This is a genomic window from Amycolatopsis roodepoortensis (assembly GCF_014873915.1).
In the GTDB taxonomy this organism is placed as follows: domain Bacteria; phylum Actinomycetota; class Actinomycetes; order Mycobacteriales; family Pseudonocardiaceae; genus Amycolatopsis; species Amycolatopsis roodepoortensis.
In genome coordinates, this window is record NZ_JADBEJ010000001.1 from 1,496,608 (window position 1) to 1,522,075 (window position 25,468).

Genomic DNA, 25,468 nt, shown 5'->3' on the forward strand with positions numbered 1-25,468 from the left:
CCGATGGCTCAGGCGCGGGTCATGAAGATCGGGATCGTCTGCCCTTACTCGTTCGACGTACCGGGCGGCGTGCAGGGCCACGTCATCGATCTCGCGAAGGCGCTGCTGGCGCGCGGGCATCAGGTCTCCGTCCTCGCTCCGGCGGACGAGGATTCCGACGTCCCGGATTTCGTCGTCCCCGCGGGGAAGGCGCTCGGCATCCCGTACAACGGCTCTGTCGCGCGGTTGCAGTTCGGCCCGGTGTCCTACGCCCGGGTGCGGCGGTGGATCCGCGACGGCGACTTCGACGTCCTGCACCTGCACGAGCCGGCCGCGCCGAGCCTTTCCCTCCTGGCACTGAAGGTCGCGGACGGCCCGATCGTGGCGACCTTCCACACCGCGACGACGCGTTCGCGCACGCTGGCGGCGTTCCAGCCGGTGCTGCGGCCGCTGCTGGAGAAGATCACCGCGCGGATCGCGGTTTCGGCGCTGGCCCGCCGGGTCCAGGTCGAACACGCCGGTGGCGACGCGGTGGAGGTGCCCAACGGCGTCGACGTCGACTTCTTCTCCCGCGCGCTCCCGCTGGAGGGCTACCCGCGCGCGGGCGGCACGGTCGGGTTCGTCGGGCGGTACACCGAGCCCCGCAAGGGGATGGGAGTACTGCTGGAGGCGTTGCGGATGCTGCTGCCGGAGTTCGAGGAGCTGCGCCTGCTGGTCGTCGGCCGTGGCGACGCCGATCAGCTCCGCCGCGAGGCCGGGCCGGAGCTGGCGCCGCATATCGACCTGCTCGGCCAGGTCGACGACGAGACGAAGGCGCGGGCACTGCGAAGCGTCGACGTCTACTGCGCGCCGAACACGGGCGGCGAGAGTTTCGGGATGATCCTCACCGAGGCCATGGCGGCGGGCACGCCGGTGCTGGCGAGCGGGCTGGACTCCTTCCGCCGGGTCCTCGACGACGGCAAGGCCGGGATGCTGACCGAGACCGGCGACGCGGCGGCACTCGCCGACGGCCTGCGCGAACTGCTCGGCGACCCGGCCCGGCGGGTGTCGCTGGCGGCGGCCGCGGGGGAGCGGGTCGCGATGTTCGACTGGTCCGTGGTCACCACACAGGTGCTGCGCGTGTACGAGACCGCGATCGCCGCCGATCCCCGGCGCGTCGGAGCGGGTGAACGCGAGTTCAGCCGATGACGACCTGGGTGTGGATCGGCGGTCTCGTGGCCGTGATCGTCGTGCTGGGCGGGCTTTTCCTGCTCGCGACGGCGAACAGGCTGGACCGGTTGCACGTCCGCACGGACGCGGGCTGGGCGGCGCTCGACGCGGCCCTCGCGCGGCGCGCCGTCGTCGCCAGGGCGGCCGCCGCGATCCTGGGCGACGAGGAGCTGCGCGCGCTCGCCGAGCGGGCCGAGCGGGCGCCGAGGCCGGATCGCGAAGCCGAGGAAAGCGAACTGACGTTGAGGCTGGCGCGCGTCGACCGATCGGCCCTGCCGGCGCCGCTGGCCGAAGAACTGACCGACGCCGAGCACCGCGTCGTCATCGCGCGGCGCGTGCACAACGACGCCGTCCGCGACACCCTGCATCTGCGGCGGCGGCGGAAGGTCCGGTACTTCGGGCTCGCCGGGACCGCCCGGCTTCCGGAATACTTCGAGATCGCCGAACCCGAGCTGTAGGAGGACGGACCCATGAGCGAGCGGCTGCTGGTGGCGGTGTTCGCGACGCCCGTGGCGTCGTTCCTCCTGCGCTACGGCAACGATCTCGGCTACAAGACGGTGCTGTTCGAGCCGGACGGCGCACGGGTGACCGACGTCGAGGACGGTTTGGACGCCCTCACGACGGTGCCGGATCTCGGCCCGGACGCCGACGTCGTCGTCACCGATCACGACCGGCCGGAGCTCGGCGAGGTCCTCAAGGCCGTGCTGGAGCGTCCGGCGCGGTGGGTCGGCGTGCTGGGCAATCCGCGCCATGCCGGCCCGCACGTCGCCGCGCTCAAGGCGCTGGACGTCCCCGATCGCGAAATCGCGCGGGTCCATCGCCCGGTCGGGTTGAACATCGGCTCACGCACGCCGCCCGAGATCGCCGTCGCTACCCTGGCCGGTCTGCTGGCCGACCGGAACGGGCGACCGGGCGGTTTCGAGTTTCAGTAGGCCACCGCCCCTTCCGGCATCGGCTCGAACCTGGCGTGCCTGCGGGTGAAAGTCGCCGTTCCCGAAGTCAGCGAACGCAGGTCGATCGCGTAGCGCAGGAGCTCGACCGCGGGGACCTCGGCGCGGATGACCGTGCGGCCGCCTTCACCCGATTCGGTGCCGAGCACGCGGCCACGCCGGGACGAGAGATCACCCAGCACGGTGCCCAGGTGCTCGTCCGGAAGCCGCACCGCCACCTCTTCGAGCGGTTCGAGCAGCGCGATCTTGCCCGCCGCGGCGGCCTCCTTCAGCGCCAGCGCTCCCGCCGTCTGGAACGCGGCGTCCGACGAGTCGACGCTGTGCGCCTTGCCGTCGACGAGGGTCACCCGGATGTCGATCAGCGGATGGCCGTCGACGATCCCGCGCTGTGCCTGCGCCCGGACCCCCTTCTCGACGCTCGGGATGAACTGGTGCGGCACCGAGCCGCCGACGACCTTGTCCACGAACTCGAAGCCCGCCCCCCTCGGTAGTGGCTGGACCTCGATGTCGCAGACGGCGAACTGGCCGTGCCCGCCGGACTGCTTGACATGCCGTCCGTGCCCGCGGCCCGGCCCGGCGAAGGTCGACCGCAGGCTGATGCGGACGGGCTCGGTGTCCACGTCGGCGCCTCCCGCGCGCAGCCGTGACAGCACGACGTCGGCGTGGGCCTCGCCCATGCACCACAGCACGAGCTGGTTGGTCTCGGCGTTGCGGTCCAGCCGGAGTGTCGGATCGCCCGCGACGAGCCGGGAAAGGTTGCGCGCCAAGGTGTCTTCGTCGCTGCGCGTCTTCGCGACGACGGCGACCGGCAGCAGTGGTTCCGGCATCGCCCACGGCTTCATGATCAGCGGGTCTTCGGGCGAGGAGACGGTGTCGCCCGTCTCCGCCGAGCCGACCTTGGTGAGCGCGCAGAGGTCGCCCGCGACGCAGTACGGGACTTCGCGCAGGTTCGCCCCGAGCGGCGAGTACAGATGCGCGACCCGTTCGTCGGCGTCGTGATCCTCGTGGCCCCGCTCGGCGAGGCCGTGGCCCGAGACGTGCACCGGCCGTTCGGGGCGGAGCGTCCCGGAGAAGACCCGCACCAGGGACACCCTGCCGACGTAGGAGTCGACAGCGGTCCGGACCACCTCGGCCGCCAGCGGGCCGTCGGGATCGGCACGGAGCCCGGCGTGCGGTTCGCCGGTGGGGGAGGTGACCTCCGGCGGCACGTGCTCCAGTGGTGAGGGGAAGGCGCGCACGATCCCGTCGAGGACTTCGGCGAGACCCACCCCGGTCGTCGAACACACCGGGATCACCGGATGGAAGGACCCGCGGGCGACGGCGGTCTCGAGGTCGGCGATCAGCGTGTCCTCGGCGATCTCCTCGCCGGCGAGGTACCGGTCCATCAGGGACTCGTCCTCGCTCTCGGCGATGACCCCTTCGATGAGTTCGTTGCGGGCCTCGGTCATCCGCGCGAGATCGGCCTCGTCCGGCTCGCCGACCTGAGGTGGGAAGCCGTTCGAATAGTCGAAGTAGCGGCGCGTGATGAGCCCGACGAGCCCGTCGCGCGCGGGCAGGTACAGCGGCAGGACTCCGGCGCCGAAAGCCTCCTGACAGGCCGCGATCTCGCCTTCGGGGTCGGCGCGGTGATGGTCGAGCCGGGAGACGATCACCGCCCTCGGCATGCCGACGGCGGCGCATTCCTCCCAGACCGCGATCGTGGCCGCGTCGACGCCTTCCGCCGCGCAGACCACGAACAACGCCGCGTCGGCGGCGCGGAGCCCGGCCCGCAGTTCGCCGACGAAATCGGCGTATCCGGGAGTGTCGATGAGGTTGATCTTGTGGCCCTGATGCAGCACCGGGGCGACCGAAAGGCCGACCGACCGCTGCTGCCGGATCGCGGCGGGATCGTGGTCGCAGACCGTGGTGCCCTCGACGACCGAGCCCGCCCGTGTCACCGTGCCGGAGGCGGCGAGCAGCGCTTCGGCGAGCGTCGTCTTGCCTGATCCCGACGGGCCGACCAGGACGACGTTGCGGACTTTCGCCGGGTCGTCCACAGCGACGGCGGCCCCGGAGTCTCCGTTCTTGCTCTGTTTGTCGGCCATGCCGGTCTCCTCACGCGACGCCGCGAACAGGTGTGTCCTCGATCACACACCCGCGACGGGCGTCGCGGCAAGGCGACCGGCGAGGGACCCCCCGAATGTCGACACGCCGTTATGCTCGATGGCGGACACCCGGAGGCGGATCCGACGGTGGGGGATGAGCGATGGAGCTCGACAGACGGACGGTTTTGCGGCTGGCAGGCGCGGTTCCGGTGCTCGCGGCGGCGCCCGCGGCGTTCCCCGGGGTCGGTGGTCCGTGGGAACGGTTGCGCGCCCGGCTGACGGGTGAGCTGTTCCGGCCCGGCGAACCCGGCTACGACGAAGTGAGGCTCGGGTTCTTCAGCCTCTACGACCATCGGCGGCCCGCCGGTGTCGCGGTCTGCGCGACCGAGGACGACGTCCGGCACTGCGTCGATTTCGCGGCCAGGCAGCGGATTCCGATCGCGGCCCGCTCCGGCGGACACAGTTACGCAGGTTATTCCATTGTGGACAAAGGGCTCGTCGTTGACCTGTCGCGGCTGAACGCGGTCCGGATCCTGCCCGGAGGCCGGGCAGAGATCGGGGCGGGCGCGCGGCTCCGCCACGTGTACGAAGCCTTGGCCGCGGCGGGCCGCGCGCTACCCGCCGGCAGTTGTCCAGAGGTCGGTATCGCCGGGCTGACCCTCGGCGGCGGGATCGGGGTCCTGGGCCGGAAGTACGGCCTGACCTGCGACAACGTCGAGTCCGTGCGCTTTGTCGGCGCGGACGGGAAGGCGCGCCTGGTGTCGGAGGAGACGGCGCCGGACCTGCTGTGGGCGTTGCGCGGCGGTGGCGGGGGCAACTTCGGCGTCGTCACGTCGTTCACCTTCCGGACGGCGGCGGCCAGGACGCTGGCGAACTTCAGCCTGGTCTTCCCACCGGCCGCGCTGGCCGCATTGGTCGCGGCCTGGCAGGAGTGGCAGCCCGCGATGCCGGACGAACTATGGGCAGGGATGGGGCTCGGCGCGACGGCCGTGAACTGTGGCGGCTGCTTCGTGGGCTCCGCCGCTCAGGTGAACCCGTTGCTGGACGATCTGGTCCGCCGCGTCGGCGTTCAGCCGACCGAACGCAAGGTGACCGAGCAGGACCACCTGGCCTCGATGCGGACCTTCGCCAAGGAAGCCGAGTTCCCCGCCGCGGTCGCGCAGCGAGGTGAGTACGTGGCCACTTCGCGGATGCTGACCCATCCGGTGCCCGATCCCGACGCGCTCGCGGCGTTGCTGAGCAGCGATCCGCAGCTGTACACGATCGTGGACGCGTACGGCGGGGCGATCGCGCGGGTGTCGTCGAGCCAGTCGTGTTTCCCGCACCGTTCCGCGCTGGGCAGTGTCCAGATCATCCGTGGCCTGGACGGTGGCGAGGCGTACGCGCGCCAGGTGATCGGCCGGGTCCGTGACGAGCTCGGCCGCGAATACGGGCAGGCCGGGTACGTCAACTACATCGACCCGGAGATGCCCGAGTGGGCGAAGGCGTACTACGGCGACAGCCTCCCGCGGCTGCGCCGGGTGGCGCGGAAGTACGACCCGGATGGCCTCTTCGCCTTCGAACAGGGCCTGGCCCGCTAGCTCCCCTTGCGCATTTGGTCCTCTGGATGCGGGCCAGATCACCCAGTGGACTGCTGAAATCGCCGCGAACTGGCCTGCTTCAGAGGTCCAAAAGCGGCCTACCCTCGGAGGCGTCACCCCACCTCGCGCGCTTTCCGAAAGGTCCAGCAGTGTCTGACGACTCCACGAACACGGCCACCACCTCGCTCACCGGCACCGCCCGGGTCAAGCGCGGGATGGCGGAGATGCTCAAGGGCGGTGTGATCATGGACGTGGTCACCGCCGAACAGGCGAAGATCGCCGAGGACGCCGGCGCGGTCGCGGTGATGGCGCTCGAGCGGGTCCCCGCGGACATCCGCGCGCAGGGCGGCGTCGCCCGGATGAGCGACCCGGACCTGATCGACGGCATCATCGAGGCCGTTTCGATCCCCGTCATGGCGAAGGCCCGCATCGGCCACTTCGTCGAGGCCCAGCTGCTCCAGTCGCTCGGCGTCGACTACATCGACGAGTCCGAGGTGCTGACCCCGGCCGACTACGAGAACCACATCGACAAGTGGGCCTTCACCGTGCCCTTCGTCTGTGGTGCGACCAACCTCGGCGAGGCGCTGCGCCGGATCAACGAGGGCGCGGCGATGATCCGCTCCAAGGGCGAGGCCGGCACCGGCGACGTCTCGAACGCGACCACGCACATGCGCAAGATCCGCGCGGAGCTGCGCCGCCTTTCCTCGCTCCCCGAGGACGAGCTTTACGTTGCGGCGAAGGAACTCCAGGCCCCGTACGACCTCGTCAAGGAGGTCGCGGAGAAGGGCAAGCTTCCCGTCGTGCTGTTCACCGCCGGCGGTATCGCGACCCCGGCCGACGCCGCGATGATGATGCAGCTCGGTGCCGAAGGCGTGTTCGTCGGATCCGGCATCTTCAAGTCCGGCAACCCGGCGCAGCGCGCCGAGGCGATCGTCAAGGCCACCACGTTCCACGACGACCCGGACGTCATCGCGAAGGTTTCGCGCGGTCTCGGCGAGGCGATGGTCGGCATCAACGTCGACGACGTGCCCGAGCCGCACCGCCTTTCCGAGCGCGGCTGGTAACGCCGACTCGACTTCGGACACGGCCCGGCGCTCACCGATGAGCGCCGGGCCGTTTCATGTGGACATCAGGAAAGGGGACCGTTCAGCGAGCGGACCAGGGCGGGTTGCCAACCCCTTGGGTCAAGCAGGCACGGGATCAAGGCCGGTGACGGAGCAGGACTTGCCAGAAGTAATGGTGGCAGCGCGAGACTTCTGTTGACAGACTTGCCAAAGGTTGCCATGCTGGCACCGTTCGTTGTCACGGCCGCATTGGAAGTGCTACGTGATCACTTCTCGATCTCTCAGCTCGCGCGCCACCGAAGAAGAAACCACGGAAATCCTCCGTTCCCCGACGGGTTGGCGTCCCGGCGCCGTCGAGGGCCTTGTCGCGGCGCTCCGCGAGTTCGGGCCGGGCATCGACGATCCCGCCGTCCACGAGCCGCAGACCGGCATCTCGCCGGTGGCCCAGCCAGGTGTGGTCGCCTTCCGGGAGCTGGTGCTCCGGGCTTTTCCGGACACCGGCAGCCTCGGCATCCTCCGGCCCGCGCACGTTCCGGGACGCAGCGAGCACAAGGAGGGCCGGGCATGGGACTGGAAGGTCTGCCGTGACACCCAGGGCGAGCAGGCGGAGGAACTGCTGTCGTGGCTGCTGGCCACCGACCGGCACGGCAACGCGTTCGCGGCCGCCCGCCGGTTCGGGATCATGTACCTGATCTGGGATTCCCGGATCTGGGGCGCCTACGCGGCCGCCCAGGGGTGGCGCCCGTACACCGGGCCGCACCCGCACACCGACCACGTCCACATCTCGTTCAGCCGCCGCGGCGCACGGGGGGAGACCTCGTGGTGGCGCCGGTTCGGCCTGGACATCATCGCGGATCCGGCTGCCAAGGAGGCACTGTGAAGACCACTCGTCCCGAATCGGTCCCACTTCCCCCGTCCGCCCCGGTGCAGCCGACCGAACGGACCCTGCACGGCGAGACGGTCGTCGACGCCTTCGGGTGGATGCGGGACCACGCCGATCCCCGCCTGCGGGAATACCTGGTGCGCGAACGCGAGTACTTCGACGGTTACGCGCGGGAGATCGGTCCGCTCATCGACGAACTGGTCGCGGGAGCGGGCAGGCGCAAGGTCGGCGAGCGGCCTTTCAGCTGGCGGCTGGGTGATCACGAGTACTCCACCCGGCTCGCGGACGAGGGCGGGCGCTACACCCGCTACGTGCGCAGAGAGCTGAGCGAGGACGGGGAGCCAGAAGTGGTGCTGGACCTCGGTGACCTCGCCAAGGGCCACGACTTCACCCGTATCGGCCTCTTCGAGCCCAGCCCGGACGGCCGCTGGCTGGCTTACTCGGTCGATCACGTCGGCTACGAGTCCTACGAGCTCCGGTTCCGGGATCTGGCCACCGGCACCGATCTGCCGCGCACCAGGCAGGAGACGTACTACACCGGCGCCTGGGACGCGTCCTCGTCGACGTTCGTCTACGTGGTCCACGACGCCGCCATGCGGCCGTACCGGGTACTGGCACACGACCTCACCGCGGACCCCGGCGTACCCGACGCCGTCCTGTGGAACGAGGAGGACGAGCACTTCACCACGACCGTCCGCACCACGCGCACCCATGACTGGCTCGTCATCACCAACCAGAGCCGGACCACGACCGAAGAACTCCTGCTCCCCACGGACGATTTCACCGCCACGCCACGGCCGGTCATGCCGCGGCGGCACGGCCGGGTGTACTTCGCCGACCACCAGCGGACGACCAGGGAGGACCGGCTGGTCGCACTCGTCGCGGAAGGCCGCGAAGAGCGGCGGCTGGTCGGGCTCCCGCTCGCCGAGCTGGAAACCCAGCAATGGCGGGAAATCCTCGAACGCCGGGCGGACACGGCCTGGCAGCGGCTCGACGTGTTCGCCGCCGGACTGCTGCTCAGCGGGCACCGGCGGGGGACCACGGTGTTCACCTTGCTCGGTCCCGACGGCGCCACCCGCGATGTCACGCCGGCCAGCCCCGGCGGCTGTCTGATCTTCGAAGGCAGGAGGGACGCGCTCCGGGTCCAGATGGACCAGCGGACCACGTACGAGGCCGACGACATCGTGCTGACCGAGCACACGTTGTCCGGGCCTCCGCGCTACTGGCGTCTCTCCCTGCGCACCGGCGCCTGCGACGCGCTCGACGAGGTCGCCGTCGCGGGGTTCGACCCCGGCGACTACCGCACCCGGAAGCTGTTCGCGGAGTCGGCGGACGGCACCGCGATACCGGTCACGATCGCCCACCGGGCCGACGTGCGGCCGGATGGCGGCAACCCCGCGGTCGTCTTCTGTTACGGCGCCTACGAGCGGCCATGGGAACCGGTTTTCTCCCAGGAAGTGCTCAGTCTGCTGGACCGAGGCTTCGTCTACGCGATCGCGCACGTCCGCGGTGGGGGGGAGCTGGGCCGGTGCGGCTGGTTCGACGGGAGCATGCTGGCGACGCCCCAGTCGTTCCGCGACCTGGCCGCGGCCCGTGACCATCTGGTCGCGACCGGCTGGGCCCATGCCGGCGGGGTCGTCGCCCACGGCAGTTGCGCCGGCGGTGTGGCGGTCGGGCAGGCCTACACCGACACACCGGGCAAATGGGCGGGTGTCGTCGCCGAGGCGCCCGCGTGCGACCTGCTCAACGCCATGCTGGACGAGAAGCTCCCCCTCACGGTGAACGAGTGGGAGGAGTGGGGCGATCCACGGGATCCGGCCATCTACCGGAGCATGCGTGAGTACGTCGCCTACGAGAACGTTTCCGATCTGCCGCGTCCGCCGCTGCTGGTGACCGCGTACGCCAACGATCCCCGGGTGCTGGTGCACGAGCCCGCGCGGTGGACGGCGGCGTTGCGGCAGGCGGACACCCACGGGAACACGATCCTGCTGCGCACCGAACTGGGCGACGGAGGCCACCACGGGCCGTCCGGGCCCGCGCAAGTGGCCCGCGCGGCCGCGGAGATCACCGCCTTCGTGGTCGAGTCCGCTACCAGGGGAATGGCGGCGGGGGTGGACGACCGGGTCCAGGGAACGACAGCGTGACGAAGGGGCGGGGGCTTCCCGCTCGGTTGGCCGCGCTCCGGGACGAGCTGACCGCCTCCGGCGGCGGGTACCTGCTCGGCGCGACGCTCGCCCAGTCGGTCGGCCAGGGTGCCGCGATGGCCTGTAACGCGGTGTTCTTCGTCCATATCGTCGGGCTGGCCCCCGGTGCGGTCGGGGCGGTGCAGAGCGCCGCGGCGCTGACGTCGATGGCGCTGGCGGTGGTGATCGGGCCGATCGTGGACCGTACCGGGGCGCGGGCCGTCGCGTTCCGCCTCGGGCTGTCGTTGGCCGGGGCGGTGGCCGCCTACGCGCTCGTCTTCGACCTCCTCGGCTTCGTCCTGGTGCATCTGCTGGTGGCGGCCTTGCGCACGGGGCGTCAAATAGGCGAGAACGCCCTGATCGGCCAGCTGGTCGATGCCCGTACGAAATTCCGCGCGTACCAGCGATCCGTGCAGAACATCGGATTCTCACTGGGAACGGCCGCCGCGGCGATCCCGCTCTATCTGGACACGAGGGCCGCCTACCTGGTGGTGATCTTCCTCAACGCCGCCGTGATCACCGTCGGCGCCCTGCTCCTTCGCGCGGTCCCCGGTGCGCCGGTGACCGTCCCACGCCGGGCCAGGACGGCGTGGCGGGCCATCCGTGACCGCCGGTACGTCGCCGTCGGCCTGCTTTGCGGGCTGATGGAGATCCGCGACAGCGTGCTCACCGTGGGCCTGCCGCTGTGGGTGGTCTCGCATACCGACGCGCCGAAGCCGGTCGTCGCGGCGCTGCTGTTCGTGAACACGGCTTTGGTGATCACCCTGCAGGTGCGGGCTTCGAGGGGAGCGGCCACCGTCGGCGGCGCGGCCCGCGTCCTGTGTGCCGGCGGGGCCGCCCTCGCCGTCGGCTGCGTGCTGTTCGGGCTGGCCGGGGGGACCGGCGGGCTGTGGACCGTCGCCGTACTGGTGGCCGGAGCGGTGGTACTGACCTTCGGTGAGATGTGGACCTCGGCGAGCAGTTGGACGCTGAGCTACGACCTGGCCGACGCCGGCGCGCACGGCCAGTACCAGGGCGTGTTCGAGATGACCTCGGGTATCGGAGTGCTGGCCGGGCCGATCCTGTGCACCACCGTCGCCCTGTCCTTCGGGTTCTGGGGCTGGGCCGGGATCGGTGCCGGTTTCGTGATCGTGGGTCTCGCCGCGCGCCGCATCGCCGGCCGCGGCGGGCGGGGCGTGCACCAGCCGGTGCCCGCCGGAACCGGATGAGGAGCCGAAATGGACAAGCTGGGCCGTATCGCCGTGCTCGCCGACGACGAGATCGTCCCCGAGCCGTCAAAGACCCTGGTCGCGATTCTGCGGTATCGCTCCGACCGGGTCGTCGCGGTCATCGATCGGACCACCGCGGGTAAGGAAGCGGCCACCGTCGCCGGTTTCCCCGGAGAGCTGGGTATCCCGGTGGTACCGGACGTGCGGGCGGCGCTCGACGCGCACCGTCCCGACGCGGTGCTGCTGGCCGACGAGCCGGTCGGAGCGGCACTGCAGTCGTATTGGCGGGACCAGGTCCGGGTCGCGCTGGAGGCCGGGGTGGACGTCGTCAGCGGCCTGCACTTCCTGATCTCCGACGACCCGGAGCTCAGCGCCGTCGCCCGGCGCACCGGGGCGAAGATCCATGACCTGCGCAAGCCGCCTGCCGAGAAATACCTCACCCCGTTCGACGCCGAGGGCAGGCCGGTCCTGCACTTCCGTGACCACCGGCCCGGCAGCCGCACCGTGCTCGCGGTCGGCACCGACTGCTCCAGCGGCAAGATGACGACGATGCTCGAACTGGAGCGGGCACTGCGCGAAGGCGGGACGGACGCCTCGTTCCTGGCCACCGGTCAGGTCGGGATGATGATCTCCGGTGGCGGCGTCGCCGTCGACGGCCTGATCTCCGACTTCCTCAACAGCACGGTCGAGGACGTCGTGTTCCACGCCACGCAGGAGCACGACGTCGTCCTGGTGGAAGGCCAGGGCGCGCTCAACCACCCTCGCTACTCCGCCGTCACGCTCGGGCTGTTGCACGGCACGCGGCCGGACGCGATGGTGCTGTGCCACGACCTGCGGCGTACCGGGCTCGGCCTGCTGCCAGGGGTCGCGTTGCCCTCGATGCGACGGGCCATCGAGATCAACGAACAAGCGGCCAGGTGGGCCGATCCGGAGCGGGCCCCCCGGGTGGCCGGACTGTCGGTGGTCACCGCGGGACTCGACGACGGCGAAGCCCGTGCGGCCTTGAGGCGGTTGACGGACGAGACCGGCCTGCCCGCGACGGACGTGCTGCGGTACGGCGTCGACGCCTTGCTGCCCGTCGTCCTGCCTGGTCTGGTCGGTTCGGTTTCCTGACGCTGGAGGGGAAATGTGTGGTTTCTGCGGGGTGACCGGCGCGACGCCGCTGGAGGAGGCCGAGGTGGACTGGGTCCGGGAGGCCACCGGTCTGCTCGCCCACCGCGGCCCGGACGATGAGGGCCGCTACACCGGCGAAGGCGTGGCGCTGGGATTCCGGCGGCTCGCGATCGTCGATCCGTCGGAGGCGGGGCACCAGCCGATGATGTCCGCCGATGGCCGCTACCGGATGGTCTACAACGGCGAAATCTACAACGCCCCCCGGCTCGCCGCGGAACTGAAGGCCAAGGGGGTGGAACTCAGATCCTCCAGTGACAGCGAGGTTCTGCTCGAACTGTTCGCTCTGTACGGGCCCGCCTGCCTGGACCGAGTGCGGGGGATGTTCGCGTTCGCGGTCTGGGACGCCGAGGAACGCACGCTGTTCGCCGCGCGGGACCCGTTCGGGATCAAGCCGTTCTACTACCGCATGGACGGCACGTCGTTGCGGTTCGCCTCGGAGAAGAAGGCACTCGTCCGGCCCGGCGCGCATGGCCCGGTCGACCCCGATTCGGTCCGCCGTTTCCTTTCGCTGCAGTATGTTCCCGGCCCGGGAACGATGTCGCCCCGGATCAGGGTGCTCCCGCCGGGTCACCAGTTGTCCTACGGACCCGACGGTGAGCTACGGGTGCGGCGGTATCACTCGCACGTGTTCCGCCCGGCGGCCGCGGCCCGGCCGGACACGGGACGGCGGATCCGCGAGGCGCTCGAGGACTCCGTGGCCGCGCATCTGCGCAGTGACGTCCCGGTCGGTTCTTTCCTCTCCGGCGGCGTCGATTCGGCGGTCGTCTGCGCGCTGGCCGCGACGCACGACAGTTCTTTGCAGACGTTCACAGTGGGCTTCGGCCGCGAGGGTTACAGCGAGATCGAGCACGCCGTGGCCACCGCGGACGCGCTCGGGGTGAAGTCCAATCCGTACTTCATCGGCGCGGAGGAGTTCGCCACGCGTCTGCCGGAGATCCTGGCGCAGTTCGACGAACCGTTCGCCGACGCGGCGGCCGTCGCGTTGTGGTTCCTGGCAAGGGAAGCACGCAAACAGGTCAAGGTGGTGCTCTCCGGCGAAGGCGCCGACGAGTTGTTCGGCGGCTATCACGTCTATCGCGGCACCGGAGAGGGATACCTGGGAGCGGATCTGGTCTACGAGCCGTCGGAGCTGTCGCTCGTCACCCCCTTGACCGGCGGCTCGGCCGACGAACTGGCGGCACCGCTGCGGGAACGGGCGCGGAAGGCGGGATGGGACCCGGTGACCCTGCGCCAGTCGGTCGATCTCGCACTCTGGCTCCCCGGCGACATCCTGACCAAGGCCGACCGCATGACGATGGCCCACGGGCTCGAACTGCGTGTGCCCTTCCTCGACCGCGAGGTACTGGCCGCCGCGGAGACCTTGGCGTACAGCGAGAAGATCAGTCCGGACACGACGAAGTCCGCGCTGCGCGAGGCGGTCGCGGACCTCGTTCCGCCCGAGGTGGCCAGGCGGCCCAAGCTGGGCTTCCCGGTGCCGATCCGGTTCTGGCTCCGCGACGAGCTCTACGACTTCGCCGAGGCCGTCCTCACCGAAGCGGAGATCGGTGAGTACCTCCATCGGGAGACCGCGCTGACCATGCTCCGGGACTACCGGCGAGGGGACGACTTCGACTGGCGCCGCCTGTGGGTCTTGGTCTGTTTCGCGGTGTGGCACCGGATCCATGTCGAAGGGGTGGACCCGCGGCGCTTCGGCTGACCCTCGCCGGTCACCTCGTGCGGGCGCCGCTGCAGCGAAAACAGCGCGTGTCGAGCCGGAGCGACTCAAGGTGCGCGCGAGCGAACCCGGCGTCGACCATGCCGTCCGGGTACAGCTCGATCGCCTGCTCCCAGCGCTCCTTCGCGGTGGTGATCTCCCGTTGAAGCAACGCCACGTGCGCGAGCCCTTCCAAAGCTCTCGCCTCGTAGCGCTTGGACCCGTAGAGGACGGCCTGCTCCCGCGCGTGGTCGAACACCTGCCGAGCCTGGTCGATGTCGTTCAGCGCGAGATTCGCCTCGCCGAGCACGTTCAACGCCTCGCATTCGACCTTCCACAGGTCGAATTTCCTGGACAAGGACAGCGCGGCCCGGCCGTATTCGATGGATTCGCTCAGGCCTCCCAGCGATCGGTGTGCTTCGGCGAAGCCGAGCATCGCCACCGCCCGGCCGTGTTCGAACCTGCCGTTAGTGCTCGCTTCGAGGACTTTCCCGAAGAGCTCGATCGCTTGCCGGTGCTCACCCCGGTAGTGGAGCACCGCCGCGATACACCAGGAGGTCAAGGCTCTTCGTCGCGGATGGCTGTCGTCGGCGAGGATGCCGATGGCCCGGTTGAGATACCGCAAGGCGAGATCGAACTGTCCCAGATCGCGATAGATGACCCCGAGGTTGTTCGCTATCGCGGCGCGGACGAAGGTCTTCGGGGTGAAGGAGATCAGTTGTTCGGCGGAGACGAAGGCGTCCCGGCCTTCCCATAGCCGGTCTTCGTCCAGATGCAGGTTGCCCAGTTCGACCAGCTGCTCGGCCTCCGCCCTCCGGTCGCCGAGGTCGCGGCTGATCTTCAGGGCCTGCTCGATGTAGTCCTTGGCCTGATTGGGGGACTTGCGCTCGCGGCAGATCGCCGCCAGCCCCTGCAGGCAGGTGGATTCCCCTTGGCTGTCCCGCAATCCGCGTGCCGCGCGCAAGGCACCTTGGAACAGCGAAAAGGCGGAACCTCCGTAGTTGTTGCGCAGCTTCATGAGCGGCTGTATCACGCAGGGGATCTGCCACGCGTGCCTGAGCCAGTTGTTCTCCGCCGCGTACTTGGCGACCGAAAGCAGGTTGCTGTATTCGAGATTCAGGGCATCGACGGCCTCGTCGGACGAGCTGACTCGTTTGACGTGCCGGGGCGGGTGCTTGACCTGGACAGCGGCGCCGCCGGCACCGCTGTCCAGATATTCGCACCAGGTGGCCGCACAATGCAGGTAATAGTCGAGCAGACGTTCCAGCGCGAGTTGGTGCTCGTTGCCGTCTTCGAGCTCTCCGAGTATCTGGCGTGCGCAGTCCTTCACCAGGTCGTGGAAGTAGAAACGCTTGCTCGACCGCTGCTTGACCAGGTTGTCGTCGAACAGTGATTCCAGGATGTACTCGGCCTGACCGTGGGACAGGCCGGAGATCGCCGCGACGAGGTAGGCATCGAAGTCGATCCCCGGATGTGCCCCGAGCAAACGAAAGACAAGCTGTTGTTCCGGCCGGAGATACCGGTACGACAGACGCAGCACGGAGATCACGCTGCGGTCGTCGGCCGCCAGGAATCGCGCGCGCTGGCTCTGGTCCTGCAGCCGGTCCGTGAGATCCGCGATCGTCCAGTGTGGTCTGCTGCGCAATCTCGCGGCCGCGATGCGGATCGCGAGCGGCAGCCTGCCGCACAGCTCGGCGACGGTGGCCACCTCGTCGGCGTCATCGCGGCCGTCCCTGCCGGCGACCTGTTCGAACAGGGCGATGGCGTCGTCACGGGTGAGCACGTCCAAGGACATCGGAACGGCGCCGTCGAGCGTGGTGAGTTTGCGACGGCTCGTCACGAGCACGAGCACGCCGGCCGTGCCCGGCAGGAGCGGACGCACGTGGTCGGCGTCGATCGCGTTGTCGAGCACCAGAAGTGCTCGCTGCCCGGCCATTTGCGACCGCCACAGCGCGCTACGGGCCTCGAGCTGGGGAGGAACGAGTTCGGGGGGCACACCGCTGCCGCGAAGGAGGGTGTCGAGCGCTTGTTCCGGCGCGACGGGTTCCAGTCCGGGGCTGAATCCGTGGAGGTCGACGAAGTACTGGCCGTCCGGATAGTGCTCGGCGATCTGGTGCGCGAGATGTACGGCCAAGGTCGTCTTGCCGACGCCGCCCATCCCGTCGATGGCGGAGATCACCAAGGCGGTGGGCGAGGTGTCCCTCGTCGTGGAAAGCAAGTGGGCCAGTTCGGCGGAGCGGCCGGAGAAGTCCCCGATGTCATGGGGAAGGTAGAACCGGCGGGCCGGTCCGCTCAGGGCGGGCGAAGGTGGTGAGTCACCCGAAGGAGGTAAGCCGTCGTCGGGCGGCGTACGGCCCGGCACGACGTCGTCGGGATCGGCGTCGCCGCTCAAGATCACCGCATGGAGCCTGCGGAGGTCTGGACCAGGGTCGATGCCGAGGTCTCCGGCGAGAATCCGCCTTCCCTCGTCATAGACGGCGAGCGCGTCCGCCTGCCGGGAACTGAGGTGAAGCGCTTGCATGAGGAGGCTCCGCAGTGACTCCCTGAGTGGGTGGTCGGCGACCAGCTGACGCAGTTCGGCGACCAGCGACGCGGCTTCACCTGCCCGCAGGCGATGGGATATCAGGTCCTCGATGGCGGAAAGACGTTGCTCGTCGAGGTTGGCGGCCGCACTGGTGATCGTGTCCCCTTCGAGCCCGGCCAGTGCGTGACCCCGCCAAAGACGGAGCGCTGCCTCGAAAAGTTCGATCGCCTCGGGGATCCGTCCGGCGGACCCCGCCGCCCTCGCCTGCCGCGCCGTGTCGGAAAAGCGGTAAGCGTCTACGACATTCGGCGGAACGTCCAGGCGGTATCCCAGGTCCGTCCTGGTTATGCGGACCTCTTCGCCCAGGGCTTCCAGCGTCCGGCGGAGACTGCCGACTGCGTTGTGGACCTGCTGCCGTGCCGACTGGGGCGGGTCTTCCCACAGATCACCGATCAACTGCCCGTCGGGGATCACCTGATTGGCGCTGAGTACCAGGAGCGCGAGCAGCTTCTGCTGCCTGGTGCCCGGAATTCCGATCGGACGACCGGCCGCCCACAATTCGATCGGCCCCAAGATCCGCAGCTCCACGGCTCCCCTCTCGCGCTGGTCGCTGCACCGCGAACCGTTCACCGCCGTACCCGGCAAGAGGCTCCGGCAGGGGTGCGACCTGCCACTGAGTCCAAGATCCTCTCAAGAGTAGCGAACCGGTAGCTCCAAGGTAGCCACCGCGGCTAATCTCGGTGGTGTCTATGAACCACCATCGCCTGGAATAGTGCATCGCGGTGGTTTATACCATTGAACTGGGGGATAGTGATGCGGACAGTCATGCTCGGGTTAGGTTGCGTCGCCGCGACGCTCGCCATCGCGGTCGCGATCGGTACACCGTCCGACGAGATGTACGACCGGAAACCGCGCTCGCAGAACAGCGTGGTTGAACAGGAGCCGTTCTCCGGGGTGAACTGGGACAACGTCTCAGATGCCGACCGCGGCTAGCACCGATTCGGAGGCAGGTCGAGCCGGCGCTCACGGCATCAGCGAAGGCGAGGATCCGGAGCAAGGCTTCCGGGGTTTCGTGCTCACTTCGTTGGTGCTGGGGCTCGGCTTCGTCCTCGCGTGTCTCGCGCAAGCCGACCTTTTCGGGATATCCGGGGGACTCCGGGACCGCCTGGACGCGTATCGCGTGTTGTGGCCGCAGGAATGGGTCTTCTTCATCGGCTTGGACAAGAGCTCGGTCGTGCCCTATCGCGCCGGGCACGATGGCCGGCTCGTCCGCCTGCACGAACGAGAGGTCTGGGGCGAGCGGCTCGGCGGACTCAACCGCGAACACGACGTGTACACGACCGAGGCACGGCAGATCGCCGACCGGATCCCGGATCGGTACTGGCAGGAATGCGGCCAGGGAGGCGAGATGCGCTGTGAGAAGGTACCGGACCCGGCTTTGCTCTACCGGACGGAAAACCCCTTGAAGTCACCGACCCTCTGCGGCCGCGCCGTGCTCGCCATCGAGCGCGCGTCGTCCTCGGAAGCCGGATCCCGGCGCGACGGGCCCTGGGCGGCCTACCGAGTCGCTTCGGTGGATCTGCGATGCAGCGGCTGACCGGCATCCGGCGCAGACTCGGTACGGCGATCGAGCGGCACGAACCGCGGGGGCGGGCCTTCGCGATGGGGCGAAGCCTCCTCGCCGCGGCGACCTTGAGCGTTCTGCTCTTCAATGCGGATACCACGCTGTTCGTGGCTTCGCCCGACGCACCGCAGGGACTGCGCTGTGGTGGCATCCGTTCGGCCTCGTTGTGGTGCCTGGCCGCCGAAACGGAGACGGGGCAGGTGCTCCCCAGGCTCTTGGCGATCGCCACGCTACTGGTCGTGCTGTCGGGTTACCGGCCTCGCTGGACCTGCCTTCCCCACTGGTACGTCACCTTCAGCCTCGCGGTCAGCATGCCGTTGGCCAACGGGGGCGACCGAGCGGCCGCGATCGGAGCGATGCTGTTCGTCCCCATCTGCCTCGGGGACGGCCGGACCTGGCACTGGAGCGCCCCCGTGGCTCCGCTGCCCATGCGGTGGCGAGGCGGTTCGTTCGCCGCCCTGTGGTGTCTTCGCGGCCAGCTGTCGCTGATCTACCTGACGGCGGCCACCCACAAGATGCTGGACCCGGCGTGGTCGCGGGGTGACGCCCTGTACATGGTGGCCTTCGACGCGCAATTCGGCTTCCCGCTGCCGATCCGCGATTTCCTGGGCCCGTTGCTCGCTTCGAGCGGGCTCATCGCGACGTCGACCTGGGGCGTGGTCGCGCTCCAGTACCTGATCGCCGTCGCGATCCTGGCAGGCGGCAAAGGGCGGAAGCCGGCGGTCGGGTGCGGGATCGCCCTGCACGTCGCCATCGGTCTGCTGCTGGGGTTGCCGGGCTTCGGAACGGTGATGATCGCGTTGCTGCTCTGCGCCGCGTGTTCGTCAGGCGGTGGGCGCGTGGCGGCGCCCGCGCCCGAACTGGCGGGGGCGGGCCGAGGCCGGTGACCACCGGCCTGGTGATCGAGCGGTTCGACCCGTCTCTGGCCACGGAAGCGGACTTCGTCGTCTGCCACCGGGTGATGCTGGCCAGTCAGGTCGTGGACCGGCCCGGAGAACCTCCACTGCCACTCGCGGAGCTGGTCGCTCGGATGAAGAGGCCCATGCCGGGTTCGGGCGCGGTCGCGTACTGGCTGGGCCGTCGCGGCGGGGAGGTCGTGGCGTTCGCCCAGGTGTGTTTCCTCGACGAGGAGAACAGCGATATCGGGCTGACCGACGTGCGGGTGCATCCCGCATACCGTCGCCAGGGGATCGGGGTCGCGATGTTGCGTGCGCTGCTCCCGGAGCTGAGGATCCAGGCGCGCCGGGTCGTCGAGTGCTGGGAAGTGGTCGCGGGCACCGCGGGACAGCGGTGGGCCGAGGCGCTGGGGTTCCGGCCGGTACGCGTGATCACCAGGCAGGTGCTGGTGATCGCCGACGTCGACCGGAGGTCGTGGGAGGTCGACGTGCCCGCCGGGTACCGGCTGCTGCGGTGGCGGGGATCCGCCCCGGACGGCGTCGTCGATTCCTACGCCGTGGCACGAGGGGCGATCCACGACGCCCCCTTGGGGGAATCGGGTTACCGGTGGCCGGAATGGTCGGTGCCACGGGTGCGGGAGAAGGAAGCGGAGCTGCGGGCACAGGGGCTCGTGCAGCGGGTGGTCGTCGCCTTGCACGAGCTGTCCGGGACGGTCGCCGGCTTCACCGAACTCTGCACCCATCCCCGGCGTCCCGACTGGGGATACCAGCGCGACACGGCCGTGCTCGCCGCGCACCGCGGCGCGGGCTTGGGGCGGTGCGTCAAGGCGCACATGATGCGGTGGCTGCTCGTCGATTGTCCCGCACTGGAGCGGATCGGCACCACGACCGGCGCCGAGAACGCGCACATGATCCGCGTCAACCGCGAGATGGGTTACACGGCCCTGCGTTCCCTGGTCGCCGTCCAGCAGGAACTCACCGCCGTGGAGAATCGGCTGGCGACGCCACGCCGGTAACAGGTTCGTACCGGGCGCGGGCCGACCGGGCGAACCTCTGACCAGCGAGAGTAGTAGACGAGTCTCCACCTGGTAGTGGTGCGTGTAACAATTTTCTGGAAGGCCGGAACGTTCACTGGGGTGATCCAAGCCGCGTCCGGAATCGGCTGCGCCGGACGTTCTCGCCTTCGGGAAATTCCCGAATCCGAACCTGGTCTCTACTGGGGAAATTGGGTGGTAACGCCCGGCGAATCGCGCCGAGGGAAAAACCATTCCACCTGTTCTTGTTCAAGCCTGAGAAAGGTAGGAGAAGGCTGTGCGAAAGTCGTCCGACGCGACATCGAACGGTGAAACAGTGGAATTCCGGTCACCGGGTTCCGGGGGGTCGACCTCCTCGGAAGTCGACTGGCCGAGTCACTCTGGCCGGATATAGGCGGGGTAAGGCGATTTCGGCTTGACCGGGCGTCCCGGTCGTCGCCCGTAGGTACCGTTTCGCAGTGCGGATAGCGCGTTCGGCCTGATCGTCGGTGGAAGGAACGGTCAGGCCGAACGCGAACCGCGGCCGCCGGTCACCACAAATGGTGAAGCTGCCCCCGAATCCGACGGTCGTAGATCTCCTCGACGGCGCTGAGCGTCGCCGCGGAAAGCGGGGGCGAGCCGGCGGCGGCCGCGTTCTCCCGCGCCTGTTCGACGCGCGTGGCGCCCGGGATCACCGATGTCACCCCGGGCTGGTCGATGATCCAGCGCAGTGCGAGCTGCGCCGGAGTCCGCTGCTCCGATGCGAGTTCACCGAATTCCCGTGCCGCCGCGACACCGGTGGCGTAGTCGATGCCGGAGAAGGTCTCACCGACGTCGAAGGCCTCGCCGTTCCGGTTGTAGGTGCGGTGGTCGTCGGGCGCGAAAGCCGTATCGTGACGGAACTTCCCGGACAACAGGCCCGACGCCAGGGGAACCCTGGCGATGATGCCGACGCCCGCGGCCCGCGCGGCGGGCAGGACGCGTTCGAGTGGCTTGCGGCGGAAGGGATTCACGATGATCTGCACACTGGCGACAGCAGGCTGGGCGATCGCGGCCAGTGCCTCGTCGCACCGTTCCACGCTGACGCCGTACGCGGTGACACGCTTCTCGTCGACCAGCGTGTTCAGGGCGTCGTAAACCGCGGCGGTGCCGAAGACCGGTGTCGGCGGACAGTGCAGCTGCACGAGATCGAGCGTGTCCACGCCGAGGTTGGCCCGTGAGCGGTCTGTCCAGGCCCGGAAGTTGTCCAAGGTGAACTCGGCGGGATCCTGCGGTCCGCGCCTGCCCATCTTCGTCGCCACGAGGAGGTCCTCAGCGCCCTTGCCGTCGAATTCGCGCAGGAACCGGCCGATCAGGCGCTCGCTGCGCCCGTCTCCGTACACGTCCGCGGTGTCGAAGAACGTGATGCCGGAATCCGCGGCCGCCCGCAGGATCGCCACCGCGTCGTCCTCGTCCACCGAACCCCAGTTCGCGCCCAATTGCCAGGTCCCGAGGCCGATCACCGAAGCCCGTTGCCCGGTCCTGCGGAATGTCCTCTGCTCCATCCGAACCGTCCTTGTCCGTCTTCCGGGTCAACGCACCAGGCAGTCCGTCACGCGGAATGCACTGCGGGAACCCCGGTTTGCCAATCTGGGCGATAAGATTTGCCATAGTGTCGCACAGTCTGGCAAGCTGTGGAAACCTCCGGTGATCCCGCGGGAGGCGGTGAGGCACGGTGACGGAGGTTGGCACGTGACCGCTCTGGTGGGCCTGGTGTGGCGGCGTGCGGGCCGCTGGCTGCGGATATTGAGTCTGCTGCGCTACGTACCACCCGCCACGCTGGCGATGGCGCTGCTGCTCAACGTGCTGCTCGGGTTGCTCCCGATCGGCTTCGTCGTCGCCATGAGCGTGCTGCTGCAGCGAGTACCCGCCGCGATCGGCGGCGATCCCGCCGCGTGGACGGCGCTGCTCGCCGTCTTGGCCGTGGCCGGTGCCGCTTTCGGGCTGCAGCAGACACTCGCGCCGTTCCAGGCCGCGGCCGGTGAACTGGTCATGCGGCATGTCGACGGCCGATGCCGTGTCCTGCTCATGCGCGCCGCGCTGGTGGACGCGCCGGCGATGGCGCTGGACGACCCGGAGCTGCTCGACGACGTCAACGCCGCGCGAGAGGCTTTCGACCGCGCTTCCGCGTCGCCGGGCGACGCGGCCGCCGGTGCCGTGGCCCTCGTGGCCAGGTACACGCAACTCGTCGGTGCGGTCGTCCTCGTCGGTATCACCTTGAGTCCGCTGGCCGCCGTCGTGATCGGCGTGACGGCCGTGGTGATCCGCTTCGGTCAACGCGGTTCCCTTGGCAAGTTCGGTGATTTCTACGACGGGCTGGCCGGGGAGCGGCGCAAGGTGTCCTATGTGAAGGCACTCGCGTCCGGTCCGCAGGCGGCCAAGGAGATCCGTCTTCTCGGGCTGGTCGACTGGCTGCGCGACCGGCACCGCCGGGACGACCTCGGTTACCTGCGCACGATGTGGCGAGGCAGGCGGGCGCTGCTCGGGCCGCCGTTCCTGTGGTTGTCCGCGGCCGGGCTCGTCGGTGCCACGGTCGTGTTCCTCCTGCTGGCCGGGCACGGTGGACTGAGCCTGCTCGAACTGGGCATCGCGCTGCAATCGGTGCTGATCCTGATGCGGTTCGGCGTCTACTTCCCGGAATGCGACGTGCAGACCCAGTACGGGTCGCTGGCCTACGAGGCGTTGCTGGCGTTCCGCGACAAAGGCCGCTCCCTGCGCCCGCTCGAATCCGGCCTGTCCTTGCCTGCCGACGGCCTGCCACAGCGGTCGATCCGGTTCCACGACGTCGGATTCCGGTATCGCCCCGATGGCCGCGAGGTGCTCGCGGGGCTCGATCTCGAAGTGCCGGCCGGCACTTCGCTGGCCGTGGTCGGCCTCAACGGCGCCGGCAAGACCACACTGGTCAAGCTCCTGACGCGGCTGTACGACCCGACCAGCGGACGGATTTCCGTCGACGGGCACGATCTGCGCGACATCGAGCCGGGGGACTGGCATCGGCGGCTCGCCGTGATCTTCCAGGACTACGTTCGCTACGAACTTTCCTTCGCCGACAACATCGCGCTCGGCGCGCCGGAGTTCGATGCCTCGGACGAGGAGCTGCTGGCGGCGGCCCGGCGCGCGGGAGCGGCGGAAATGCTGGGGTCCATGCCGGGCGGTCCGCGGACCGTGTTGTCCCGTCAGTACGAGGGTGGCCGGGACCTTTCCGGCGGCCAGTGGCAGCGGGTGGCACTGGCCCGCGCCCTGCACGCGGTGAACGCGGGAGCTTCGGTGATGGTCCTCGACGAGCCCACCGCGCAACTCGACGTGCGCGCCGAGGTCGAGTTCTTCGACCGCTTCCTGGACATCACCCGCGGCCTGACCACGGTGATCATCTCGCACCGGTTCTCCACCGTCCGCCGGGCGGACCAGATCGTGGTCCTGGAACACGGCCGGGTCGCCGAACGCGGCACTCACGACCAGCTGCTCGCGGCGGGCGGGCGGTACGCCACCCTGTTCCGCCTGCAGGCGGAACGGTTCACCGACGAAACGGCGACGCCGGTTCTCGAATCCACAATGGACGAGGTTTCATGAAGAACCTTGCTCGCACCGCACGGTGGTTGCTCACCCTCGCCTGGCAGGCCGACCGGGCTCGCCTGCTCAAGGCGATCGTCCTGCTGACATTGGGCTACCTGGCGACGCCGGGGATCGCACTCGCCCTGGGAGCCTTCACCGACAACCTGCTCGATGGCCGGCTCGGTGCCACCTTCGTCATCGGGGTGCTCATCGCCCTGGTCCTCGTGGCCGAACTGATGATGGGGCACTTCGCGCATCTGTACTACTACGAAGTCGGCGAACTGGCGGAGTCGCGGATCAATTCCGAGCTCATCCGCTACGTCAACGGCACTCCCGGGGTCGAGCATCTGGACAACGCGAAGTTCGCCGACACGGTCACCCTCGTGCGCGAGGAGATCCAGAAGGCGCGGGCCTACATCGAAGCGCTGCTGCAGGTGGTGCTGCTCGGCGGGCAACTGATCCTCACCACCGTCATCTTGGCTTCGCTGGAACCGTGGCTGCTGCTCCTGCCCCTCGGCGCGCTGCCGCCGGTGATCATGGGCCGCTACGCGCAGCGGTCCATCGACCGCTCGCGCGACGCCGCGGTGGAACAGAACCGGCTGGCCCGTCATCTGCTGCACGTGGCGACCTCGTCCTCGTCGGCGAAGGAAGCCAGGATCCTCGGTGCGGAGGCGGCACTGAAGCGGCGGCATGAGCGAAGCTGGCGGGAGGCGACGGCAAAGCTGTGGCGTGGGCAGCTGGCGGGAGCCGCGCTGCGCGCGCTCGGCCAGGTGACCTTCGCCGCCGCTGTCTGTGCCACCGTCTATCTCGTGTTGCTGCAGGCCGTCCGCGGCCTGGTGACCGTCGGCGACGTCGTCCTCGTCATCACGTTGGCCGTGCAGGTCAACGCGCAGGTCGCCGCCGCGTTGAGCGTGCTGTCGACCCTGCACGCGGCGGGCCACACCCTGCGGAGGCTGGATTCGCTGAAGACTTGGCCGACGAGGGAGCCCCGGACACCGGCCGCGGTCAGGCCCGTCCCGGCGCGGTTGCGGCACGGCATCCGGCTCGAAGCGGTGAGCTTCAGCTACCCCGGAAGCGATCGGCCGGTGCTGCGTGAGGTCGACCTCGACCTGCCCGCCGGCCGCACTGTCGCGCTGGTGGGGGAGAACGGCGCGGGTAAGAGCACACTCGTCAAACTGTTGTGCGGGCTGTACGAGCCCACGGCGGGCCGGATACTGGTCGACGGTGTCGATCTGCGGGAAATGCCTCCGGAGGAATGGCGATCCGCGATCTCCACGCTGTTCCAGGACTTCGCGCGGCTGGAGTTCACGTTGCGGGAAAACGTGGGTGTCGGCGACCTCGCCCGGATGGGGAACGACGACGTCTTGACCGATGTGCTCGGCCGGGCCGGTGCCGAGCCGATCGTGCGGCGGGTACCGGGTGGTCTCGACGGCGCGCTGGGACACGGTTACACGGATGGCGCGGAACTGTCGGGCGGGCAGTGGCAGACGCTGGGACTCGCTCGTTCCGCACTGCGCGACCAGCCACTGATGCTCGTGCTCGACGAGCCCGCCGCGGCACTCGACGCGGCGGCCGAGCACGCGACCTTCGAGCAGTACGCCGGTTCCGCCGGTGAGGTGGGCAGCAACGGCGGCGTCACGCTGTTCGTTTCGCACCGGTTCTCGACGGTCCGGATGGCCGACCGCATCGTCGTGCTGGAGGGCGGCAGGGTGGCGGAGATCGGTGACCACGCCGAGTTGCTCGCGAGCCGGGGGCTCTACGCCGATCTGTTCGAACTGCAGGCCCGTAGTTACAGCTGACGCCACCTGGCGTTG

General features: G+C 69.4%; 19 protein-coding genes. 16 read left to right on the top strand and 3 right to left on the bottom strand.

Going from position 1 to position 25,468, the window contains the following annotated elements; genetic code table 11:
* The first annotated feature begins 21 nt into the window (after positions 1–21).
* From H4W30_RS06855 to H4W30_RS06865, 3 genes are read left to right on the top strand one after another with little or no spacing between them, the layout of a single operon-like run.
* On the top strand, positions 22–1,167 hold the full coding sequence (locus H4W30_RS06855) for a glycosyltransferase family 4 protein (protein WP_192742471.1): 1,146 nt from the start codon (positions 22–24) through the stop codon (positions 1,165–1,167).
* Positions 1,164–1,646 carry an NUDIX hydrolase gene (locus H4W30_RS06860; protein ID WP_192741991.1) on the top strand — a complete coding sequence of 161 codons (483 nt, stop codon included), beginning with the start codon at positions 1,164–1,166 and terminating at the stop codon, positions 1,644–1,646. The genes H4W30_RS06855 and H4W30_RS06860 overlap by 4 nt, the downstream gene beginning before the upstream one ends.
* A gap of 12 nt (positions 1,647–1,658) precedes the next feature.
* Positions 1,659–2,120 (top strand): XdhC family protein, encoded by a 462-nt coding sequence (locus H4W30_RS06865; protein WP_192741992.1) that lies wholly within the window; start codon positions 1,659–1,661, stop codon positions 2,118–2,120.
* Here H4W30_RS06865 and H4W30_RS06870 read toward each other — a convergent pair.
* The gene (locus H4W30_RS06870; protein WP_192741993.1) at positions 2,114–4,222 is read right to left on the bottom strand and encodes an elongation factor G-like protein EF-G2; all 2,109 of its coding nucleotides are present in this window, start codon (positions 4,220–4,222) and stop codon (positions 2,114–2,116) included. The genes H4W30_RS06865 and H4W30_RS06870 overlap by 7 nt on opposite strands.
* Before the next feature lie 161 nt (positions 4,223–4,383).
* Here H4W30_RS06870 and H4W30_RS06875 point away from each other — a divergent pair, with 161 nt between their 5' ends.
* From H4W30_RS06875 to asnB, 7 genes are all read left to right on the top strand, one after another.
* A complete protein-coding gene (locus tag H4W30_RS06875; RefSeq protein ID WP_192741994.1) occupies positions 4,384–5,802 on the top strand; it encodes an FAD-binding oxidoreductase in 1,419 nt (472 codons plus the stop codon).
* A 149-nt stretch (positions 5,803–5,951) separates the two neighbouring features.
* Complete coding sequence (gene pdxS / locus H4W30_RS06880; protein ID WP_007034941.1) at positions 5,952–6,866, top strand: pyridoxal 5'-phosphate synthase lyase subunit PdxS; 915 nt, start codon at positions 5,952–5,954, stop codon at positions 6,864–6,866.
* A gap of 262 nt (positions 6,867–7,128) precedes the next feature.
* Positions 7,129–7,746 (top strand): hypothetical protein, encoded by a 618-nt coding sequence (locus H4W30_RS44480; protein ID WP_192741995.1) that lies wholly within the window; start codon positions 7,129–7,131, stop codon positions 7,744–7,746.
* Positions 7,743–9,893 carry a prolyl oligopeptidase family serine peptidase gene (locus tag H4W30_RS06890; RefSeq protein ID WP_192741996.1) on the top strand — a complete coding sequence of 717 codons (2,151 nt, stop codon included), beginning with the start codon at positions 7,743–7,745 and terminating at the stop codon, positions 9,891–9,893. The genes H4W30_RS44480 and H4W30_RS06890 overlap by 4 nt, the downstream gene beginning before the upstream one ends.
* Positions 9,890–11,140 carry an MFS transporter gene (locus H4W30_RS06895; protein WP_192741997.1) on the top strand — a complete coding sequence of 417 codons (1,251 nt, stop codon included), beginning with the start codon at positions 9,890–9,892 and terminating at the stop codon, positions 11,138–11,140. Before H4W30_RS06890 ends, H4W30_RS06895 begins: the two co-directional genes overlap by 4 nt.
* A 9-nt stretch (positions 11,141–11,149) precedes the next feature.
* A complete protein-coding gene (locus H4W30_RS06900; RefSeq protein WP_192741998.1) occupies positions 11,150–12,253 on the top strand; it encodes a DUF1611 domain-containing protein in 1,104 nt (367 codons plus the stop codon).
* A gap of 13 nt (positions 12,254–12,266) precedes the next feature.
* Positions 12,267–14,009: an asparagine synthase (glutamine-hydrolyzing) gene (gene asnB, locus H4W30_RS06905; RefSeq protein WP_192741999.1), complete on the top strand. Its 1,743-nt coding sequence runs from the start codon at positions 12,267–12,269 to the stop codon at positions 14,007–14,009.
* Between the two features lie 10 nt (positions 14,010–14,019).
* Here the strand turns inward: asnB and H4W30_RS06910 are convergent, their stop codons facing one another.
* A complete protein-coding gene (locus tag H4W30_RS06910; protein ID WP_192742000.1) occupies positions 14,020–17,118 on the bottom strand; it encodes an AfsR/SARP family transcriptional regulator in 3,099 nt (1,032 codons plus the stop codon).
* 237 nt (positions 17,119–17,355) lie between these two features.
* On the opposite strand from H4W30_RS06910, the gene H4W30_RS06915 reads away from it, so the two are divergent.
* The 4 genes from H4W30_RS06915 to H4W30_RS06930 are packed head-to-tail and all read left to right on the top strand — an operon-like array spanning position 17,356 to position 20,066.
* Positions 17,356–17,523 carry a hypothetical protein gene (locus H4W30_RS06915; RefSeq protein ID WP_192742001.1) on the top strand — a complete coding sequence of 56 codons (168 nt, stop codon included), beginning with the start codon at positions 17,356–17,358 and terminating at the stop codon, positions 17,521–17,523.
* Positions 17,507–18,127, top strand: a complete 621-nt coding sequence (locus tag H4W30_RS06920; protein WP_192742002.1) for a hypothetical protein — start codon at positions 17,507–17,509, stop codon at positions 18,125–18,127. The genes H4W30_RS06915 and H4W30_RS06920 overlap by 17 nt, the downstream gene beginning before the upstream one ends.
* A complete protein-coding gene (locus H4W30_RS06925; protein WP_192742003.1) occupies positions 18,115–19,041 on the top strand; it encodes a hypothetical protein in 927 nt (308 codons plus the stop codon). The genes H4W30_RS06920 and H4W30_RS06925 overlap by 13 nt, the downstream gene beginning before the upstream one ends.
* On the top strand, positions 19,038–20,066 hold the full coding sequence (locus H4W30_RS06930) for a GNAT family N-acetyltransferase (protein ID WP_192742004.1): 1,029 nt from the start codon (positions 19,038–19,040) through the stop codon (positions 20,064–20,066). The genes H4W30_RS06925 and H4W30_RS06930 overlap by 4 nt, the downstream gene beginning before the upstream one ends.
* A 548-nt stretch (positions 20,067–20,614) precedes the next feature.
* On the opposite strand, the gene H4W30_RS06935 is transcribed toward H4W30_RS06930, so the two are convergent.
* On the bottom strand, positions 20,615–21,607 hold the full coding sequence (locus H4W30_RS06935) for an aldo/keto reductase (protein WP_192742005.1): 993 nt from the start codon (positions 21,605–21,607) through the stop codon (positions 20,615–20,617).
* A 187-nt stretch (positions 21,608–21,794) separates the two neighbouring features.
* Here H4W30_RS06935 and H4W30_RS06940 point away from each other — a divergent pair, with 187 nt between their 5' ends.
* Both H4W30_RS06940 and H4W30_RS06945 read left to right on the top strand, forming a co-directional pair.
* Positions 21,795–23,672, top strand: coding sequence for an ABC transporter ATP-binding protein (locus tag H4W30_RS06940; protein WP_192742006.1), 1,878 nt, complete (start codon positions 21,795–21,797; stop codon positions 23,670–23,672).
* Positions 23,669–25,453, top strand: a complete 1,785-nt coding sequence (locus H4W30_RS06945) for an ABC transporter ATP-binding protein (protein ID WP_192742007.1) — start codon at positions 23,669–23,671, stop codon at positions 25,451–25,453. Before H4W30_RS06940 ends, H4W30_RS06945 begins: the two co-directional genes overlap by 4 nt.
* Positions 25,454–25,468: the final 15 nt, after the last annotated feature.

Coding starts and splice junctions, on each gene's coding strand:
- H4W30_RS06855 (WP_192742471.1), top strand. CDS start 22: ATGAAGATCGGGATCGTCTGCCCTTACTCGTTCGACGTACCGGGCGGC.
- H4W30_RS06860 (WP_192741991.1), top strand. CDS start 1,164: ATGACGACCTGGGTGTGGATCGGCGGTCTCGTGGCCGTGATCGTCGTG.
- H4W30_RS06865 (WP_192741992.1), top strand. CDS start 1,659: ATGAGCGAGCGGCTGCTGGTGGCGGTGTTCGCGACGCCCGTGGCGTCG.
- H4W30_RS06870 (WP_192741993.1), bottom strand. CDS start 4,222: ATGGCCGACAAACAGAGCAAGAACGGAGACTCCGGGGCCGCCGTCGCT.
- H4W30_RS06875 (WP_192741994.1), top strand. CDS start 4,384: ATGGAGCTCGACAGACGGACGGTTTTGCGGCTGGCAGGCGCGGTTCCG.
- H4W30_RS06900 (WP_192741998.1), top strand. CDS start 11,150: ATGGACAAGCTGGGCCGTATCGCCGTGCTCGCCGACGACGAGATCGTC.
- asnB (WP_192741999.1), top strand. CDS start 12,267: ATGTGTGGTTTCTGCGGGGTGACCGGCGCGACGCCGCTGGAGGAGGCC.
- H4W30_RS06915 (WP_192742001.1), top strand. CDS start 17,356: ATGCTCGGGTTAGGTTGCGTCGCCGCGACGCTCGCCATCGCGGTCGCG.
- H4W30_RS06920 (WP_192742002.1), top strand. CDS start 17,507: ATGCCGACCGCGGCTAGCACCGATTCGGAGGCAGGTCGAGCCGGCGCT.
- H4W30_RS06925 (WP_192742003.1), top strand. CDS start 18,115: ATGCAGCGGCTGACCGGCATCCGGCGCAGACTCGGTACGGCGATCGAG.
- H4W30_RS06935 (WP_192742005.1), bottom strand. CDS start 21,607: ATGGAGCAGAGGACATTCCGCAGGACCGGGCAACGGGCTTCGGTGATC.
- H4W30_RS06945 (WP_192742007.1), top strand. CDS start 23,669: ATGAAGAACCTTGCTCGCACCGCACGGTGGTTGCTCACCCTCGCCTGG.